General features: G+C 49.8%; 24 protein-coding genes. 2 read left to right on the top strand and 22 right to left on the bottom strand.

The window, feature by feature from the left end; genetic code table 11:
* Positions 1–3: 3 nt before the first annotated feature.
* Together J4650_RS09890 and J4650_RS09885 are read right to left on the bottom strand one after the other, a co-directional pair.
* Entirely contained in the window at positions 4–231 is a 228-nt protein-coding gene (locus tag J4650_RS09890) for a DUF1327 domain-containing protein (RefSeq protein ID WP_223195200.1), read from the bottom strand.
* 44 nt (positions 232–275) lie between these two features.
* Entirely contained in the window at positions 276–623 is a 348-nt protein-coding gene (locus J4650_RS09885) for a phage tail protein (RefSeq protein WP_047596078.1), read from the bottom strand.
* A 92-nt stretch (positions 624–715) separates the two neighbouring features.
* Here J4650_RS09885 and J4650_RS09880 point away from each other — a divergent pair, with 92 nt between their 5' ends.
* Positions 716–1,114: a hypothetical protein gene (locus J4650_RS09880; RefSeq protein ID WP_047596079.1), complete on the top strand. Its 399-nt coding sequence runs from the start codon at positions 716–718 to the stop codon at positions 1,112–1,114.
* On the opposite strand, the gene J4650_RS09875 is transcribed toward J4650_RS09880, so the two are convergent.
* The 6 genes from J4650_RS09875 to J4650_RS09850 all read right to left on the bottom strand — a co-directional run bounded on the left by J4650_RS09875 (position 1,115) and on the right by J4650_RS09850 (position 6,133).
* Entirely contained in the window at positions 1,115–3,370 is a 2,256-nt protein-coding gene (locus J4650_RS09875; RefSeq protein ID WP_124234970.1) for a tape measure protein, read from the bottom strand. It lies immediately after the preceding gene.
* A 61-nt stretch (positions 3,371–3,431) separates the two neighbouring features.
* Complete coding sequence (locus tag J4650_RS09870; RefSeq protein WP_052928623.1) at positions 3,432–3,719, bottom strand: hypothetical protein; 288 nt, start codon at positions 3,717–3,719, stop codon at positions 3,432–3,434.
* A 101-nt stretch (positions 3,720–3,820) separates the two neighbouring features.
* The gene (locus J4650_RS09865) at positions 3,821–4,174 is read right to left on the bottom strand and encodes a hypothetical protein (protein ID WP_017384095.1); all 354 of its coding nucleotides are present in this window, start codon (positions 4,172–4,174) and stop codon (positions 3,821–3,823) included.
* A 132-nt stretch (positions 4,175–4,306) separates the two neighbouring features.
* Complete coding sequence (locus J4650_RS09860) at positions 4,307–5,035, bottom strand: hypothetical protein (RefSeq protein ID WP_052938578.1); 729 nt, start codon at positions 5,033–5,035, stop codon at positions 4,307–4,309.
* A gap of 74 nt (positions 5,036–5,109) precedes the next feature.
* Positions 5,110–5,979 carry a BRO family protein gene (locus J4650_RS09855; protein ID WP_053530300.1) on the bottom strand — a complete coding sequence of 290 codons (870 nt, stop codon included), beginning with the start codon at positions 5,977–5,979 and terminating at the stop codon, positions 5,110–5,112.
* Positions 5,966–6,133 carry a hypothetical protein gene (locus tag J4650_RS09850; protein WP_064505239.1) on the bottom strand — a complete coding sequence of 56 codons (168 nt, stop codon included), beginning with the start codon at positions 6,131–6,133 and terminating at the stop codon, positions 5,966–5,968. The genes J4650_RS09855 and J4650_RS09850 overlap by 14 nt, the downstream gene beginning before the upstream one ends.
* Positions 6,134–6,258: 125 nt before the next feature.
* Here J4650_RS09850 and J4650_RS09845 point away from each other — a divergent pair, with 125 nt between their 5' ends.
* Positions 6,259–6,714, top strand: a complete 456-nt coding sequence (locus tag J4650_RS09845) for an Arc family DNA-binding protein (protein ID WP_052938576.1) — start codon at positions 6,259–6,261, stop codon at positions 6,712–6,714.
* Between the two features lie 21 nt (positions 6,715–6,735).
* Here the strand turns inward: J4650_RS09845 and J4650_RS09840 are convergent, their stop codons facing one another.
* The 14 genes from J4650_RS09840 to J4650_RS09780 form a co-directional block, all read right to left on the bottom strand.
* On the bottom strand, positions 6,736–7,464 hold the full coding sequence (locus J4650_RS09840; protein WP_052938575.1) for a KilA-N domain-containing protein: 729 nt from the start codon (positions 7,462–7,464) through the stop codon (positions 6,736–6,738).
* 221 nt (positions 7,465–7,685) lie between these two features.
* Positions 7,686–8,339, bottom strand: coding sequence for a DUF6246 family protein (locus J4650_RS09835; protein ID WP_053530301.1), 654 nt, complete (start codon positions 8,337–8,339; stop codon positions 7,686–7,688).
* A gap of 45 nt (positions 8,340–8,384) precedes the next feature.
* Positions 8,385–9,122 (bottom strand): phage tail tube protein, encoded by a 738-nt coding sequence (locus J4650_RS09830; protein WP_103106763.1) that lies wholly within the window; start codon positions 9,120–9,122, stop codon positions 8,385–8,387.
* A gap of 15 nt (positions 9,123–9,137) precedes the next feature.
* The gene (locus J4650_RS09825) at positions 9,138–9,524 is read right to left on the bottom strand and encodes a hypothetical protein (protein WP_000198519.1); all 387 of its coding nucleotides are present in this window, start codon (positions 9,522–9,524) and stop codon (positions 9,138–9,140) included.
* The gene (locus tag J4650_RS09820; protein ID WP_001144358.1) at positions 9,521–9,958 is read right to left on the bottom strand and encodes a hypothetical protein; all 438 of its coding nucleotides are present in this window, start codon (positions 9,956–9,958) and stop codon (positions 9,521–9,523) included. Before J4650_RS09820 ends, J4650_RS09825 begins: the two co-directional genes overlap by 4 nt.
* Positions 9,959–10,045: 87 nt before the next feature.
* Positions 10,046–10,408: a hypothetical protein gene (locus J4650_RS09815; protein ID WP_001276816.1), complete on the bottom strand. Its 363-nt coding sequence runs from the start codon at positions 10,406–10,408 to the stop codon at positions 10,046–10,048.
* The gene (locus tag J4650_RS22820; protein ID WP_063266533.1) at positions 10,392–10,580 is read right to left on the bottom strand and encodes a hypothetical protein; all 189 of its coding nucleotides are present in this window, start codon (positions 10,578–10,580) and stop codon (positions 10,392–10,394) included. The genes J4650_RS09815 and J4650_RS22820 overlap by 17 nt, the downstream gene beginning before the upstream one ends.
* On the bottom strand, positions 10,580–10,981 hold the full coding sequence (locus J4650_RS09810; protein ID WP_124234969.1) for a hypothetical protein: 402 nt from the start codon (positions 10,979–10,981) through the stop codon (positions 10,580–10,582). Before J4650_RS09810 ends, J4650_RS22820 begins: the two co-directional genes overlap by 1 nt.
* A gap of 51 nt (positions 10,982–11,032) precedes the next feature.
* Complete coding sequence (locus tag J4650_RS09805) at positions 11,033–11,212, bottom strand: hypothetical protein (protein WP_001151798.1); 180 nt, start codon at positions 11,210–11,212, stop codon at positions 11,033–11,035.
* 9 nt (positions 11,213–11,221) lie between these two features.
* Positions 11,222–12,298 carry a major capsid protein gene (locus J4650_RS09800; RefSeq protein ID WP_001747836.1) on the bottom strand — a complete coding sequence of 359 codons (1,077 nt, stop codon included), beginning with the start codon at positions 12,296–12,298 and terminating at the stop codon, positions 11,222–11,224.
* 17 nt (positions 12,299–12,315) lie between these two features.
* The gene (locus J4650_RS09795) at positions 12,316–12,765 is read right to left on the bottom strand and encodes a hypothetical protein (RefSeq protein WP_000092740.1); all 450 of its coding nucleotides are present in this window, start codon (positions 12,763–12,765) and stop codon (positions 12,316–12,318) included.
* A gap of 12 nt (positions 12,766–12,777) precedes the next feature.
* Positions 12,778–14,043 (bottom strand): hypothetical protein, encoded by a 1,266-nt coding sequence (locus J4650_RS09790; RefSeq protein WP_047596095.1) that lies wholly within the window; start codon positions 14,041–14,043, stop codon positions 12,778–12,780.
* Between the two features lie 2 nt (positions 14,044–14,045).
* Positions 14,046–14,972, bottom strand: a complete 927-nt coding sequence (locus J4650_RS09785; RefSeq protein WP_047596096.1) for a phage minor head protein — start codon at positions 14,970–14,972, stop codon at positions 14,046–14,048.
* Positions 14,932–16,281 carry a phage portal protein gene (locus J4650_RS09780; protein ID WP_047596097.1) on the bottom strand — a complete coding sequence of 450 codons (1,350 nt, stop codon included), beginning with the start codon at positions 16,279–16,281 and terminating at the stop codon, positions 14,932–14,934. The genes J4650_RS09785 and J4650_RS09780 overlap by 41 nt, the downstream gene beginning before the upstream one ends.
* Between the last annotated feature and the right edge of the window lie 4 nt (positions 16,282–16,285).

Genomic DNA, 16,285 nt, shown 5'->3' with positions numbered 1-16,285 from the left:
CACTTAAGCCGCCGCCTCCAATTTGTCAGCAATATCACAGATTAGTGAGGCGGCCTTTTCAATCGCCTCCATCTCATAAGCAGAAAGGCTCGCATCGCCTTTTCGTTCCATTTCAATCTCCATACTGAATAACAGTAGCGATGGCATTTGTGAAGAATATACACCTAATCCCACCGATACAGTTTCGTTAACTAAATAAAGTGACTTAACTTTTAGGATGTATTTGTTCATTTTGTGCTCCTCGCTTCTCAGGTCTAAATTCATAACATCTCCCCTTATCGTGGTACTTGTTCAAACGTTGCCGTCAATTCAAATAGCGGCCCCGTCTTCGTTAAACTCCAGGAGCGGCAGACAAACAGCGCCTGAACTCCGGTATCAGATGGCGTCCAGTAAAACGCTTCTACCGCCATTCGAGCCCTGAGAAATGCCTCAGCATCCTTCGCGGGGTTGCTACGGCACGCTCCGCTGACGCCGCGAAAGGTGAGAGAGTATTTATCCATGAGCGGATTGATACCCTTGGTCTGGCGCTGCTCGTAACCGTCACCGAGTTTAATGACGGCTACGTTCGGCGTTCGCTCAACGGAGTAGGCTTTCTGCGGTGTCCATGTGAATGTTTCTGGCATTATTTCCCCCGTTAACTTAACCAGCCGCGACCGCTCATGTATCCTACAAGGAGCGTAAACACGGGAAAAAGAATCCACAGGAGCCAGGAATAATGCTCGACAAAATAAGTCATCTTTCACCTCTGTTTGGTTTACTGTCCCCGGTGGTGGGGATTGTGACTTTCTTTATTGGCAGAAAGCTCGGTAAACGTGACGCCTACCGAAACGAGCGCAACAAAGCCGCCGAACCAGTACATATCAGCGTCTTGTCGCATATTGAGAAAATTTCACAGCGGATAAACGTCAGAATACCCGTCACCCAAAAGCAGATTGATATCCTCTGCTGGCATTCATCAACTGCTGATGCAGAAAAAATCCGCAATGCATGGCGAGAGTACAAAGATGTTGAGTCTCAGGCTGGTGATGAATATCAGTCCAACCCTGAATTTACTGGTTATGACCATTTCGTTGACGCCGCCAGGAAGGTCGCCGATCTTGCCGGGAAACGGTGATTACCGTTTTGTCCTCGGCTGTATCATACCATTTGGCCGATTGGCCTGGTCATTAATCTGGTAAAGTGCTACCTGCTTCATAGATTTAACAATCCACGCCTTTGTTGCATCGTCTATGCCGCCAGTAGTGTGGATTTCGAAATTGATGTGCTGAACTACGCTGCTGCCACCACTACCACTTCCATGCATATCTCGGTTGCTAATCACCCGCCCGTTATCACCCGGTATCATGTACTGACTACCATTGCTGGCCTGAAATATTTCAGGCTTTCCGTGCTCGCCTACCCGATACATAGAACCTGCATCTACAGGCCCTCCGTTGTAGCGAGCACCTGCCACCGCCATTCCTTTTGCAGCCAGCAATGAACCGGCATATGCAGTCTGGCCAACAGCAGCAGCGCTACCCATGGTTGCGATTGAAGCGCTCATTGCGGCCGGAGCCCATGCAGATGCAGCAGCGGTAGCCTGAGCTATCGTCGATGCCAGTGATGCAGCAGCAGCGGCCTGACCCATTAACTGACTCTTGACCCACTCGATCCCCATCTGCACCAGACCACCAACCACGCTGTTGAGGATTGTCGTGCCGATGTTAGCGAATGCTTCCTGAAGACTCTGGGTGCCACCAATGAGACCGGTAAGGGCATTAGTCGCGCCACCTTGAAGGGAATCAACAGCCGCGCCAAGCATGCTATTAATCTCGCTTTGCTGCTGCCATTCCTCCCACATTGCCGCCATGCGTTTCTGACGGTATTGTTCTTCAATTCCGGCCCGAACAGCTTCAGCCTCAGCAATCCTTTGTGGGTAAAGGCGCGCGTACTCATCAAGCTGTGCCTTCTGCTGAGCAAAAGCATTATCAACCGCAGCGACTGGTGAAGCCTGTCCCTGTAGATTTGTGAAGTTTTGCTGTGACTGTTTGCGTTTACGCTCTTCTTCCGCCGCAGCTTTTGTTGCCTGCTGTATTTTCCATATGGATTCCGCTTGCTGTTCAGCTTTGGCAATCTGCTCTGCTGATGCTTTGTTACCAAGCGCAACAACAGCATCGTATTTCGCTAATTCGAGCGAGCCATCGGCGTAACCAGTGTTCAGGCGATCGAGTGCGGCTTGCTGTCTGGCGAGAGACTCTGTTGCTTCATCAGCCTGTTTCTTAGTGGACTTCCCACCACCTCCTTTTCCTCCCTTATTGTTATCGGTCTGAGGTATCTCCACATGCGCTGTTTTTTCAGCCTGCCCATAAAGCCCTTTTAAATCCCCGGTAAGATTGGCAATTTTCTCGCTTAATACATCGACTTGTTTTGGAGGTTCATCTCCTATAAGCCCGTCAGCTAAAAGTTTTCCAATATATCCAGGATTAAGTTTTGAAATAGCACCAGCGAGAGACCATAGTTTATCTGCAGTTGATGTTGACGAGTCTCCGAGTAACTCGATGTATTTTGCCAATCCATCAATGACAGTAACTGCTGCACTTGATGCTCCAGTTGCGTCATTTATTGAGGAGACAAGTTTTGCAAATGATGTTTCGAGAGAGCCGGTAGCTTGTGATAATGAACGTGGAAGCTTATTAAATTCCTCGTTAACAACTGTCGTTCTGTCCTGTATAGCATTAAGAGCATCTTGCGCTGTCAACTTTCCATTGAGCATTCGCTGACGCAACTCACCCATGCTAATACCCATGCCAGCAGCAATCTGTCTTGCTAACTCAGGCATCTGTTCGAGGATTGAGTTAAATTCTTCTGCTCTGACAGTGCCTGACGCAATTGACTGTCCAAACTGGCGAAGAGCATTCGACATTTCTTCTGTCGAGTTTCCGCCTATGCGACCAATTTTTTGCAGCGTATCGGTAAGATTTAATACCTGAGCATTCGATGCGCCAGCTTCTTTAAGAGACGATGTCAATGTTTCCCACAGTTTGGTTGTATCCGACAGACTGGCGCCTGTTTTTGACGATATTTGCGTCAACGACTGAAACGTTTCTTTTGCTGTGGAGGCATCCGTTGAAAGCCTTGCTATCCTTGCCTGGAGTTGTGTCATGTTGTCCGCAAGCTCAAGGAACTTCTTCCCCCACTCAACAATTAACGCAACAGAAATGGCGGCAGACAGCTTGCTTATTGTCGTAGACAGCTTTGACGCAGAATTATCAGCCTTCTTAAACCCAGTATCCATGTTATTGGTTACAGATGTAACCTGCTTATCTGCGCGCAGCAGTTGAGCAGTATCAGCCTTAATTACATATTCAATATCACCGACGTTCTCAGGCATTTCACTTTCTCCAGGCAATAAAAAACCCCGCCTAAGCGAGGTTCATTGATAATTTTAAATTTTACTTTTTACTATCAAAGTAATCTGCCATACCATTATTGATGCTTACCAAGACATCTTGTTTTCGTTTGGAGATCTCTTCGATTTTCTCAACAACAATGCCTGCTATAAGCGTTATTGAGCCAATGATTGCAACAGCTGAACCGCACATAGCATGCAGCTGCCTAGTAGCTAAGAGCCCTGTGTTATAAACTTTCTCCGAATATCCGACAGCCACATCCATGCTGAAGGCATACCCTACCCAGCAAATTCCTGTTACAACTAACAAACCACCTATTGCTTTATACATATCCCTATCCCCTTTGGTAAAAGATGAGGAAATCCTAGCAGGGATCTCCCGCTCGAAAAAGAAAAGCCACCCGGAGGTGGCTTGTCAGTATACCCAGCAGATTAGCGGTTTTCGCAACCAAGCTGAGATTTATCGATGATTTGAGTACCTTCAACACGGAAACCATACGTGCCGAACAGGAACGCATGGTTAAGCTGATAGATAACAACATCGCTCAAACCTACAGAGCACTTATCTTTTTCGATGGCGCGATCCATTGCTGTTTTGACGCTAGGAATGCCCAGTGGGAAAATGACAATCGGAGCTTTGTCTTCACCAGTTACGCGCTGACCTTTTTCAAACTTAGCTGCGTTCAGGTTATAGTTTTTGGTACTGCCTACAGTCATATCAGCAACACGGACAGTACAGCCAGACAGCATTAAAGCCCCGAGAGCTAAAGCAACTACCTTCTTCATTTTATGTTTCCTTTGATTGCAATCGGAAACATCTTAACATCATGAATTGTATGATCAAATAAAAACCCGCAGTTAAGCGGGTTGGCAAGGATGGTCCAAATCTGGACCATCACGATTTCAGTGATAGTTAACTTACGCTACATCAGCGCCGTGGATCAGATGGCGCAGCGCTTCAATCCCGTTTGAGTTGTAACGGAACGCCTCTACCTGTTTGCTGGAGTGAGCGGATTTGTCCAGGAAGAACTTGCCGTATTTCTCGGTCTTGAGGTTATTAGCATTGGCGATGCGTCCAATTTTATTCGCCGTTACACCAAGTTGCTCTGCAATCTCTCTTGCCGAGTAGTAATGCTCCTCAATAGCCGGTAGCGGGATGGCATTGAAGCCTACAATTGGATTGATGATACTGGCGGCCGCCGTCTGCTTTGCCTCAGGTGCAAGGTTAGGCATCAGATCGAACAGGTTGGTAACTGCTTCAACCGTCATTTTCAGTGTGCGGGCCTGACGATACTCAACAAGGCCACTCGCTGACTTACCGCTTTTAATGTGCGCTTCCTGCATACTCTCCAGTTTGTCTACCAGTGAGCGGCGGACCGCTTTTGATTCTCTGGCGGCCACGCGGAGCGCTTGCTTGATGGACATATCAATGATGATCATCGAGGTTTTGTTCGCTTTTTGCACTACACTTTTTGTGTAGTGCTCGCCATCCAGTTCATCTTCAACTTTCTCGATGAATTTGTTATTGCGAACTTCCGGCTCACCGCACTGTTTGCGCGCCTCATTGACCATTGCCAGCAGGGACTGGCTATCAATGGTTTTGTCCGTGACAACAGATCCGATGTTTGCTACATTCTTAGAAGTCATTAGGCATTCCTTATGTGGTAGTAAGGGTGTGAAATAGACCGCCAGCAGCACACTGGCGGTTTTTCTTTGGTTAATTAGTGCTTCCTGGTTATTAACTCGTTAAGGTTATATTCCTCAAACTGACTCAGCATCAGCACGCCTTCCTGTTCTTGCGCCTTTAACTCAAGCAATACGCGATCCATTTCTGCAATAAGCGGCTCAAAATCACTGCGGCGGCGAACGACACGGCGAATAACGTCTTTCTCGAACGCATATACAGCGCTATTAAATGCCGATGTGATTTTCATGATGCGGCGGCACTCCTCACCCAAAACAGGTAAATCGTCCACAGTAAATGGCTGCGGCGATGGTCTGCCGGTAGCTGCGCGTAATGCATACCAGACACCATTGCTCCATGACTGCTTTAATCTCATGCTGTCTGTCATAAGCCAAATAAGGCGTTTGAGATTGTTCATATCATTAGGTGTCAAAGGCTCTGCCGCTGGCTGACGCTCATAACGCCCTGATTTGCGGATCGTAGGAAGAACGTCATTGAATACCCAATCCTGAAATTGTTTGGCTTCCTGTTTGTTACTGCGGAAAATGACGCGGTAGAGATTTGGTTCGTTGACATAAACTAACTGCTGTTTGCCGCCATCTGTAAGGGTGTAGATTTTATCTACCCCCTCTTTATCAAGCTGCTTCGCCATCAAATCGCGAGGGTTAGCAATGCACAGCACACCGCAAACATCTTTCAGGCAGAACCACGGATCGCCGTCAATTACCTGAATGCGTACATCATGGCTTTCATGAAAGCTAAATGTTACCGGCGCAATAACAGCATTTTCGTTCTTCGATAATTTTGATACACTTTTCATGTCGATATTTCCTGCACTGGATTTCTTCGATAAGAGGCCCTGACTATCGCGAGTAGTTGGGGCTTCGTCGTTTTTATGCTTGGGCATTTTTCTCACCAGTCAACCCGTATACCTTTCTCAACTGATAAATCAGCTCCGTATTGAAATGGCGGCACTCATCTTCGCCATTCTTCTCAATTGCTTTCCGCACGTCCTCAGGGAAGCGAACCTTACGCTGGTACATGTCTTTTGCTTTTTCCATCTACAACTCCTTTTAATGCCCCACCGTGAGGCACTTATTAAGTGTCACACCGTGCGTCATTGCTGTCAACCCCACCGTGGGGCATAATTTACATATTGTGAATTTTTGACGGTGAGAAGAACAAAATGAGCAGAGAAGATCCTCAGTTACGGATAAGACTTCCCATTGAATTAAAAGAGAAGATTGAATCCGCGGCAAAAAGCAACTCGAGATCTATGAACGCCGAGATTGTTCAGCGGTTGGATTCTAGCTTCTATGAAAGCATGCAGCTGGAAGAACTAATACCAGCCGATCAAGCCTTGCAAGTGGTCAAAGCAGCAAAAGATGAGCTATCTAAGGTTATTTTCGAAAGGACATTTTCTGAGATTAACAAGAAGATCAGGCTTGGTCATACTTTGTTTAGTATTGACCTTACAGACCTAGAACTTGATGGTTTAAGTGACAATGATTATCCCGCCGTCTTCACCCCTACATTTAGCAAGCTATCCTCTTTAGGATATGTGGTACCCGAAACAATGCGTGATTGCGATGGGTTTATGGTAGAGATTCCAACAACCAATGAAAACAAAAAGCCCACCTGAGTGGGCTGTCCGCATCTTTCATCACGCCGCCGCATACAGAAGCTTCATCTGCCCTTTAACAGGAAATGCGGCCATGCAGCGGGCTTCGAAGTCTCGATAATCGGAACAACCATTAGCAATGCTGGTCACAGCAATAATCTGATTCTCAACCAGTTTAAGTGCGTCTGGTTTTAGGTGTTGGTGGATTTTCTCACCGACCGCCAGTCGTGCTTTTACATCCGCGTAGACTTCAGCAGGCAGGACCGGCCCGTAAATCCACTTAGCGCTAATAAGGCTGAATAACATTGGTTTTCGGTCATTTCTATGGCGTGGAAGCCCGGTCATTCTGAATAGTGCATCATACAGCGGGTCATTAAAACGCTTTTCCCACGAAGACGGATCGCTAAGCAGAAAGATTGCCTTAATGCGCTCATCATCAACAGGTGCTGTATGGCCGCGAATAATGGCGTCTATTTGTTCGTCACACCAGATTTCAAAATCGACAGAAAGCCAGCGCGCAAAGCGAACAGCCAGTTTTGGGTGCAGCCATGTTCCGCCGCCACGATCTTTACGCGCCCGACTGGTTTTTACATACGGGATTTTCCCGTATCTACGCTCAAGCCCTTGAATATATGATTCAGTTTCCGGCAGACGGAGGAATTCATTTGGCACTTTATCGAATTTTTCCGCTGCTGTTGTTGCATCAATCCAGCCATCCTCATAGAAGCGCATCGAGTGGCCTTCGAAATCAACTGGGATAATGTTAGACATCGCTCCTTCCTTTTTGGTGATATGAGCCAGTTCCCCAGATATGGACAGCCCAAGAGCGGCACGATGGAAGCCACCGTCCTATCTCTGTCTCATATCCCGAAAAGGGCTCCTGGTTTTATTTGCGCGGGGAATGCGCATTTACTGCGGATACAAAAAAGCCCCGCGGATGCGAGGCATTGTCTTAAAAGTCACTTGTCGAATTTCTTAAGACGAGAGATTTTTTAGTGCGGCCCATGCCTCTGCGCATCCATCGCCAGCATTTGTTCTGCCCAGTCCATGACTTCGTCGTACTTCTCCTGAGTGGGTACTTTGGCTTTCTCTTTCTGCGGGAACTTGGCGTTCATGGCGGCGCGGAAGCTGGTCATTGTCATATTCCAGGCGTCTGACTCACTCATGCCGAGGTGAGCAACAGCGGTGTAGACGAATGACCGAACATCGAATTTGTCGCTGTATTCACCTTTCTTTCCTTCGAATTCTTCCGGTGGCTGGTCGCCCATTACACCATGAAGAATCAGATGGCGGGCAATCTGGATAACATCCTCGATCGGGATGGCTCCCGGCTTGAACAGAAGTCGCCCCGCACCAGTCACCGAGTAGGAACCGATAACTTCAGCAACGTAACCTTCAGAACAGCACTTGACTACGTTGGCTGCAGCTACCGCCATTTCAGCAAAGCAGCGGGCATTAGCCGCTTTTAGTATCTGGGGGTCAGCAATTCTGTGCTTTGGGTAATGGCCCGCATGAACTTTTACGAAAACATCAACGATTTGTTCAGGCGTTCCGATTCGGGACATAGCCAGAAATGAAGGGTTGAGAAATATCTCTTTGTCGCCGGCGCGAATGACAACCTGGCCGATATCGGTAATTGCTTTCATGAATTCCCATAAGAAAAAGGAGGACGGAGCCTCCTGAGTAAGAAATTACGATGCGTTGACAGTCACCGTGGCCGGATTGGTGGTTACACTGGCTGCGGTGCTGGAACTAATCTGACAAGTATATGAACCAGAATCGCCTGTTGTCGCACTGGGCTTAGTATATGTAGCTGTCGTACCACCGGAGCTCACATTGGTTCCGTCTTTTTTCCATTGATAAGTCAATGACGAGCTATCTGAAACAGTAGCTGCAACTGTCAGAGTCAGGGTGTCGCCAGCAGTCAGTGTTTTACCCTGCGGCTGGGTGGTAATGGTAATAACTGCCCCGACATCACGCACATCAACCTGACCTGCACTTGATGCCTCAATGGACCACGTTGCCACATCATCGTGTGGAGCTTCATCACCCCATGAAGTAACCATGAATGGCCCTTCGGTGATATCGTTTGGAGAGATGATTTTGAACCACACATACGGCTGGTTGCTGGTCTCCTCTGGCGGGTTATAAACGTGACGCTTCAGCGCGTTTTGCGCGTATACATCCTCTTTGCGGGTAACGCCGTCACCAGAGAACGAAATGTTCTTATAGGTAACAAGATTTTCCTGCGTAAACGCGGCGCTCATATCGGCAGTTGCATCTGCGGTTTCCCACTCTGCATTAACTGTTTTACCGCGCATCATGCCGAGTCGCTGGTAAGCGCTGGCGGTAGGTTGTACTTCCGGGCAGCCAATCGCGTAATAAACGACGACATCACGCCCTGTGAAAGCACCTGCTTCACATGCCATGTCTTTATCTCCGTATTATCGGGAAATGATGGTTTGAAAGGAAATATCGAAGAGGTAACGACCCTCTTCGGTCTGGATGGCGGTAATTCCGCCGATTGGCTGCATCGAGATGATGCACTCAGTCTGGTAGTCGTCGATCATCGCCTGGCGGATTGCATCAGCGCGGTCTTCAACTTCGTTAATATCACTGTCGTTCTGTCCTGACAGAACAAGGATGCGAAAAAAATCTCGCGTTATGGCTTCCTCGGGCTTACCACCGCCGTTTTGCTGGATAACAAGGTATCTTTCCCCTTCCGTACCTTCCAGTTCGTTCCAGAAGCGTTTCTGGACGCGGTAACCGACATCAAACCCGTGAGACTGCAACCAGGCTCTCAGAGCGTCATACACCTCGCTACGCGTCATACTTTGTATCCTTGCTTGATGATGGCCTTAATCTCGCTGAGGCCGTCGCGCTCAAAGCCTTTAGTCAGAAATTCTGGTTCAGCATCCGGGTCCCAATAGTTACCTTTTCCTGTGCCGCCTCCGAATTCTTTTCCAGCGCGAGTTCTGCCGAAGTGTTCACGCGGCTGGCCTTTTAGCTTCCCGGACATTCCATGAACGGCGGCAGCGTATGCAGCCGTGTACCCGACCTTTCCCTGCATTCCTCCTGGCATTGGCTCAAGTTTTCTGTACTGGCTGTTGATGAGTGTGGAGGTATCAATGGGGGTGAGTAACGCTGCGTGAGACGAGCCGACAATCATGACCTCAGTCAGCACTCTTTCTGTGCGTGGCCCGGCAATTTCTGTCAGCACCTTGCGGGTGTTCATCTGAACACGCTTGATACCTTTAACGGGCATACCACCACCTGATTATTTGAATAAACGCAGCGTGGCAAGCGAAACCTAGAGCAAAGCAAGCTAATCCAAGCGAAAACATAAATCACCTCACGTCATAACCTTATAATCCGGCTCTTCTTCGAAGAAACTCATATCCCATTCGGTCACCGCTTTGATAACATTGGCGCCAGCCTTCAGCGGATCAAACTGAGATGTTGTGTCACCTCTTGCGATGTACCAGTCGCGCTTCGGCATGGTCGCATCGACGCCGTTACGCTTCAGTTCAGTGAAGAAAATCAGGTTCGTGGTGAACTCTTTCCCGCTGGAATCTACAGCAACTTCATTGTTCGCCGTCCAGGTGCAGTCAATCAGGTATGGAGTTCCGTTTGTCCAGGTGTTATTCCAGTCGTCATAGACGCGAGGGTAGACAGTTGCGACGTTGGTGTAAGACCAGTTAGCCGTGGCTGACACTATCATCCTCCCACCGGATAACCTCCGGGTACTCAGCGGCTACCTTCCGGCACAGCAAGTACCATTCACCGTTACTTTTAACGTAGCCTGTAACCCGCCGTCCGCCGTCAGTGATAACCCAGACTTTTACGAAGGGCTCAGGAAGCCTCTGCTTGACCGATATCAACGCCATCATCTACTCCCGTTGCACATGCAACCGCCCCGGCCAATCCAGATGCCTGCAAAAGCGGTGTTTGTCGGGTCTGGAGGAATCAGACTGGTAGCGCAACCATACTTATCCAGTCCCCTTAGAAGCCCCAGAGAGGCCTTCCATCGGTCAGCAAAAGACTGATAACGGAATGACCGCGATGCGCCGTTAGGCGCTGTCTGAGAGCTGATGTATTTGTCTCCCTGCCCCAGCGCCATTAAGCCCAACAGGTAAGACTGAATTAGCAGCGCCGTTGCGGGCGGGTAATGTGCATCGAGGCACTCCTGAATGCTGTTAGCCTGCTCTACGATAGCCTGCAGAATGAAATCTGGCAGCGTGATACCCACTGACTCCAGATATTCCTTGGCCTGTTCTGTGGTAATCATGCGAGCCTCTTATAGCCCTCCGAAGAGGGCATAAAAAAACCGCTTTCGCGGCTATTCGTTTTTACGGGGTCGGCCTGATTTCGCTTCTGGAGTTGCCGGTGTTAGGTCACTACCCGCCTCTCCACGCATCAGACGAACGTTCGACTTCAGGGCTGGATGCAGTTCTTTTATATCCACCACATCGCCAACCTTTACGCCGAACCATGGTCGTACAACTTCGTATTTAGCCATACCATTTCCTTACACAAGGTTAGCGCCATAGACAACTCCGGACAGGCCTTGGTCGTCTGCGGTGATTTGCAAACCTTCAGCAGACATGATCTGGAAGTTGTAGTTAACGTTAGGTAACGGACGCGGCAGCGGCACGACGCCAACAGCCATACCAACCAGCGGAGAAATGATGTCCTGACGGCGAACATAGGCAATGAACTCGTTGCCACTCAGCGCAAAGGTCGGGCGAATTTCACGAACAGGCGCAAATGGCAGCACAGCATTCAGTACGTTGCCGCTAACTACGCCGTTTACTACATACGGTTGAGCCAGGTTAGCCCAGATTTCAGGTGACACCCACATCACATCATACTGAGCGACTTTGTTGGCGCGCGCCAGCGTACCAAATGCGCCTTTCCCGAAGAAAGCAAACAGTGCTGTCATATCGGCAGTGGTCAGGTCTATATTTGCGCCACCCGAACCAGAACCCAGGTTGATCTTCTTGGTGTTACGGTGGTTTTTGATACCCTGTGCCGGGTAGGACTGCACCTGAATATTCGGGTCGCCGTTCAGATAGTAGTTGACACGCTTCTGGTTAAACTTGCGCATTTTAGCCATCTGCGAATCCAGCACAAGGTCAATACCTACAGAGTTAAGACCAGCAGCATGACGCCAGTTCACGCCGTAACCTGCGGTGAATACCGGAATCGGGTCGCCATCACTCGCATATTCGGTATGGTCAAATGAGAATGGAGCCTGACCGTCAATGCTCACAGACACATCATCAGCGATATCACCAATAACGTTGTAGAGCTTTGCAGTTTTGCCAACAGAAAGAACAGTCTGCACACCAATCAGGTCGTTGACGATTTCCATGCCAACCTCCTGATCACGCAGTTGCAGCACCTGACGGTCAATCTCGGCCCAGAAATCACGCGTAAAACCGCCTACAGCATTAACCGCCAGCCATTCAGGAGTCATATTAGAACGATTTGCCGCAATCATGGCATCATGCTGTGCGTTCCACATGTTGCGGTTTGCCCAAAGCTCATTCCAGTGACCACCAAGGCGCGAGTTAGTCGCCAGTGTCTCTTTAGAGAAATACATATATGTTTATCCTTTTGTTACGCGCCTGCAGCGGCAGCAGTGCCAACGCGCATACGAACGCGAATGAAGTCGGTGGTGCTGGCTGCGATGGTGAACTCGTCCTGGCTGTAGCCGATTACTGAATCGGTGTCGCCAGTTGCCAGTGTGAATTGACCAGCCGCGCCAAGCTTAATCGGGCTGTCCTTCTTGTACGCACCAGGTACACACAGAAGCGCAAGTTCACGACCTTCTTCGACATAGTTGCCAACAGCAGAATCGCCAGCAGGAACGGCATCACGAATGCCAAGCCCCTGATGATAAGCACAATCGATAATGTACATGCGGCCAGTTAATGCAGTGGCTTGTGCGAACTTACCATCACCGTTAATAGTGACGGCGGTGCCTGGCAGTAGTTCTGCGGCGGTGAGACGGGTTTCGGTCTTGTAGAGCGATTTCCCGTCGATATTAACGCGACGATAACGTGACATTATCCAGGCTCCTTATTTGAAGTATTCAGATGCGGCAGGTGCACCGGTTTCTTTCTGCTGTTGCGCAGAGTTGGTACCCAGCGGCGCGGATTCACCGATTGTTTTAAACATCGCATCCAGTGCTTCGCCTGAAAGAGCGTTAGCCACGATCTCGCCGTGAACTTTCGCCACCGCTTCACGCTTGGCTTTCTCTTCTGCGCGGGAGTTGGCAGTCAGAGTTTCAGCCAATTGCTGCTGGTTGGCCTGCAACGCATCTACCTTTTCTGCGAGAGGCTTGATCGCTTTTTCGGTATTGGTGGCAACGGCCTCGCTAACCATGCTGCCGAGTTGTTCCAGTTCTTCTTTGGTTAAAGGCATGTCGCCCTCCGTTTTGTGGTTTGTTGCAGGCTGCTCCTGCGGTGTGAAAAGAGATTTGAATTTGTTGGCGACGATAGCCACCCATGATTCCTGTCGTGCGACTGCCGTTCCGGTATCGTCGAATGTGATTACGCCGCCATCGGATTTGTAGCCAAATACCTCAGCGCCTCCGCCGTTTCTGACGATTACCGCCTGCGAGTCAGTGAAATCAGCTACCCAGGCGTATTCGTTTTCACCTGGTGCGAACTTTGCTTTGGCTGCACGGTCAAGGCGTTGTTCACGCTCCCGGTAGGACTCGCCAATCAACGCCCCACTATTAGGCTGTAGCGATATTGCCTGGTCTGCGTTCACCATTAGGCCGACGCCCTTTTCTGGTCCGGCTGCCGGTGGTTCGTCGAGAAGAATTGCGTCATGATCAATTGAATGAATCTTTACTACCCAATCAGCACCCTGCTTTTTCAGTTCTTCTGGTGCAGGAATCTGCTCTCGGTACACTGCAACGCTTGACCAGATAGGCTCCGATGAATCACCGCTTTCCAAAGACGAAATACGCTCCATCAGACGCTGACCGCCTGGAGATTGCATCGCTCTCTCAACGTCTACCCACTTTTCTGAATAAACGCGATTCCCTTTCAGGCTCACATTGCGATTCCACGCTCCGATGAAATTGGTGCATAACCCTTCTGGTGAGAATGCAGAAACATTCCTCCCATCAACTGTTGGATGACCTAGCGGTGCTATTGTCCCTTCCATGCTTTGATAGTTCGCGGTTATCTCTGCCTCTGGATAGAACTCTCTGTTCATAATCACGTTGGCAGGAAGCGTGTAACTTGGAATAACGACATGCTCTCGCCCGTTATAAATCTCACGGCGGATGGTCTGGCTGTTTACCTTTGTGTTGACGTGAATCTGAATTGGCATAGTTATTTCTCCGCCCAGGCGTAACCACGCGCCTGCATCGATTTATATTCCTGTTTGAGTTTGGTAATGGCGTCTGGGAACTGAGGCCTTCCATCGCCGTCAACCAGAACTGACTGTTGGCTGCATTTGCAGTTGATACTGTTCGCATCCTTTGCATACCATTCACGAACCTCTTCATTTGTGTAGAGGTGAGCATGGCGCACGGCGTGGGTGTGTCGCGTTGTCGGTGACAGCGCCGAGATGTGAACCAGAAGCGTTTTCAGGCCGAAGAGGTCATTCGCCTCCTGGTCTTCATCCCACTTGGCTCGACGCAGCGCGGTAGTCACTTCAGTGCGCGCTATCCTGTTCGCCCGGCGCTTCTCTATGCCAGCCTGTGCAGTCAGGTTACGAGCAATGTCACGGGGATTAAGACCTCGCCCCACGCCATCAGTCAGCACTCGTGCCATGTCGCGCTTAACATCAGCACTCAGCCCTTTCATTTCCTCAAACACACGCGCATGTACCAGCGCCATACGTTGCTGATACGGGTCACTCGCGAGGATTGCCGCCAGTGACTCGCGTCCTGCTGCATACACAGGTGATTGCTTGCTGAGGTTGTAGAAGGCTTGGCCTGTCCCTTTCTCAGCAGCCAGGTCGATGTACTCGTAAAACCACAGGTCGTATTCGTCACCATCAAGCAGCACCTGGTCTACCAGGTAACTGGCATCGTTCAGGATGATGGAGAGCAGCGTTGGGTTTAGCTGGTATTCATATCTGGCGTTTACTGCGAGGGAGGAAGGTATTTTGTCGAGTGCTGATTTGTACGCTTTGCCAATCTTATTCATCCGCCTGGAGAAGTCTTTCATTGCCCGGCGTTCCAGCGCATCGGCTCCGGTCGGATCCTGATAGTTACGCGGCAGAATCGGTGGCCTTGTCCTCTTCGTCGCCATCCTCTTCTCCTAACGGCTCTTCGTCATCATTGTCATAGCCCGCAGCTGTGCGAATTTCCTCACGGCTAAACGCCGGGTTGTCACCGCTGCCCAGCATGGTCTGGTTAATCTCGCCCATGGTCTTGGCGTTGGTGAGCTTTTCAGTACCGGTCTGTTCGTTCAGGTCATCCCATATCACCGCTTTCTGGCTGACGGAGTCGATAATCTGCAGCTCAATGAGCTTGTCGCAGAAGTCCTCTATCTCGAATGACAGGTCTACGCGGCGAGACTGACATCGGGCGTTGAAATATTTTTGGTCTTCAGTACTTGAACGTTCTGCCTGCTGATTACCAATCAGAATTCGCGTAGGAATATCTACCCCTGCGGCTGCTGTCTGGAGGTTCACGTTGTATGTTGCTGTAGGGTCCGCAACTGATGTAACGAGGGGTGTAACTGTCGCCCCCTGTGTGGTCATTAGCACGTCGTTACCACGGTTAATTTCCCCGGCAACTTCGTTAAACTTATCCTGTAGTTCATCGATACTCACGCCATACAGCGACGCCAGATTTGTGAAGTCTATTTCCTTTTCGAAGTTGACATTAAGCTGGCGTGCAGCGTTCTTCAGGAACGACTCACCTGAACCACCTTCCACCTTCTCCAGGCTGACAAAGGCGTTATATGCTGGTTCAAGGAATCCGATTGCATCTTCTGAGTAATCCCCCAGGATGAATACTCGGTCAGGGTGAATATCCACACGGCGGCTTGAACCATTCGGCAACCGTTCGGTGTACTTCCACATCTTCGGCTGGCCGTATGTCTTCGAGTTAATGCCAGTGTCCCACTCGCCAACCTTCAACGACCCAGCCCATGACACGGAAACCTTCTGTAGCCCACGACCTTTAGTGGCAGGCAGATTCCAGTCTTTTCCATCTCGGATGTGCAGCAGGATTCCGGCATATCGCCCGACAAGACGACGGCGATCCGCCTCAGCGAATGAGCGCCATAATCGGTTGGTGAATACCTGTTTGGACTTTTTCTCCCAGGCGGTTTCGTCTTCGCTATCGTCGGCATCGTCACCCTCAATGATTTCCGGGTTGGTCTGCCAGCACTTGCCAACAAGCTTCTCTACAGCACCGTGGGCAATACCACCGCGCCGGTACAGGGAGTAGAGGTTTTCGTAGGTGACCAGCTCAGGGAAGCCGTATTCGCACCATGCGGAATGGCGCTTATTATCCAACCCCATCGTCGGCACCATCAACCCCATACGGGCGCGAGCAAGCCTGACGTCATTCAGCGCGTGATTGACGGCTAGTGTTAATTTGTCAGTCATGGAT

Source organism: Salmonella sp. 32120201201600049SM, assembly GCF_017572835.1.
Classification (GTDB): domain Bacteria; phylum Pseudomonadota; class Gammaproteobacteria; order Enterobacterales; family Enterobacteriaceae; genus Salmonella; species Salmonella enterica.
This window is presented reverse-complemented; position numbering and strand designations above follow the sequence as displayed.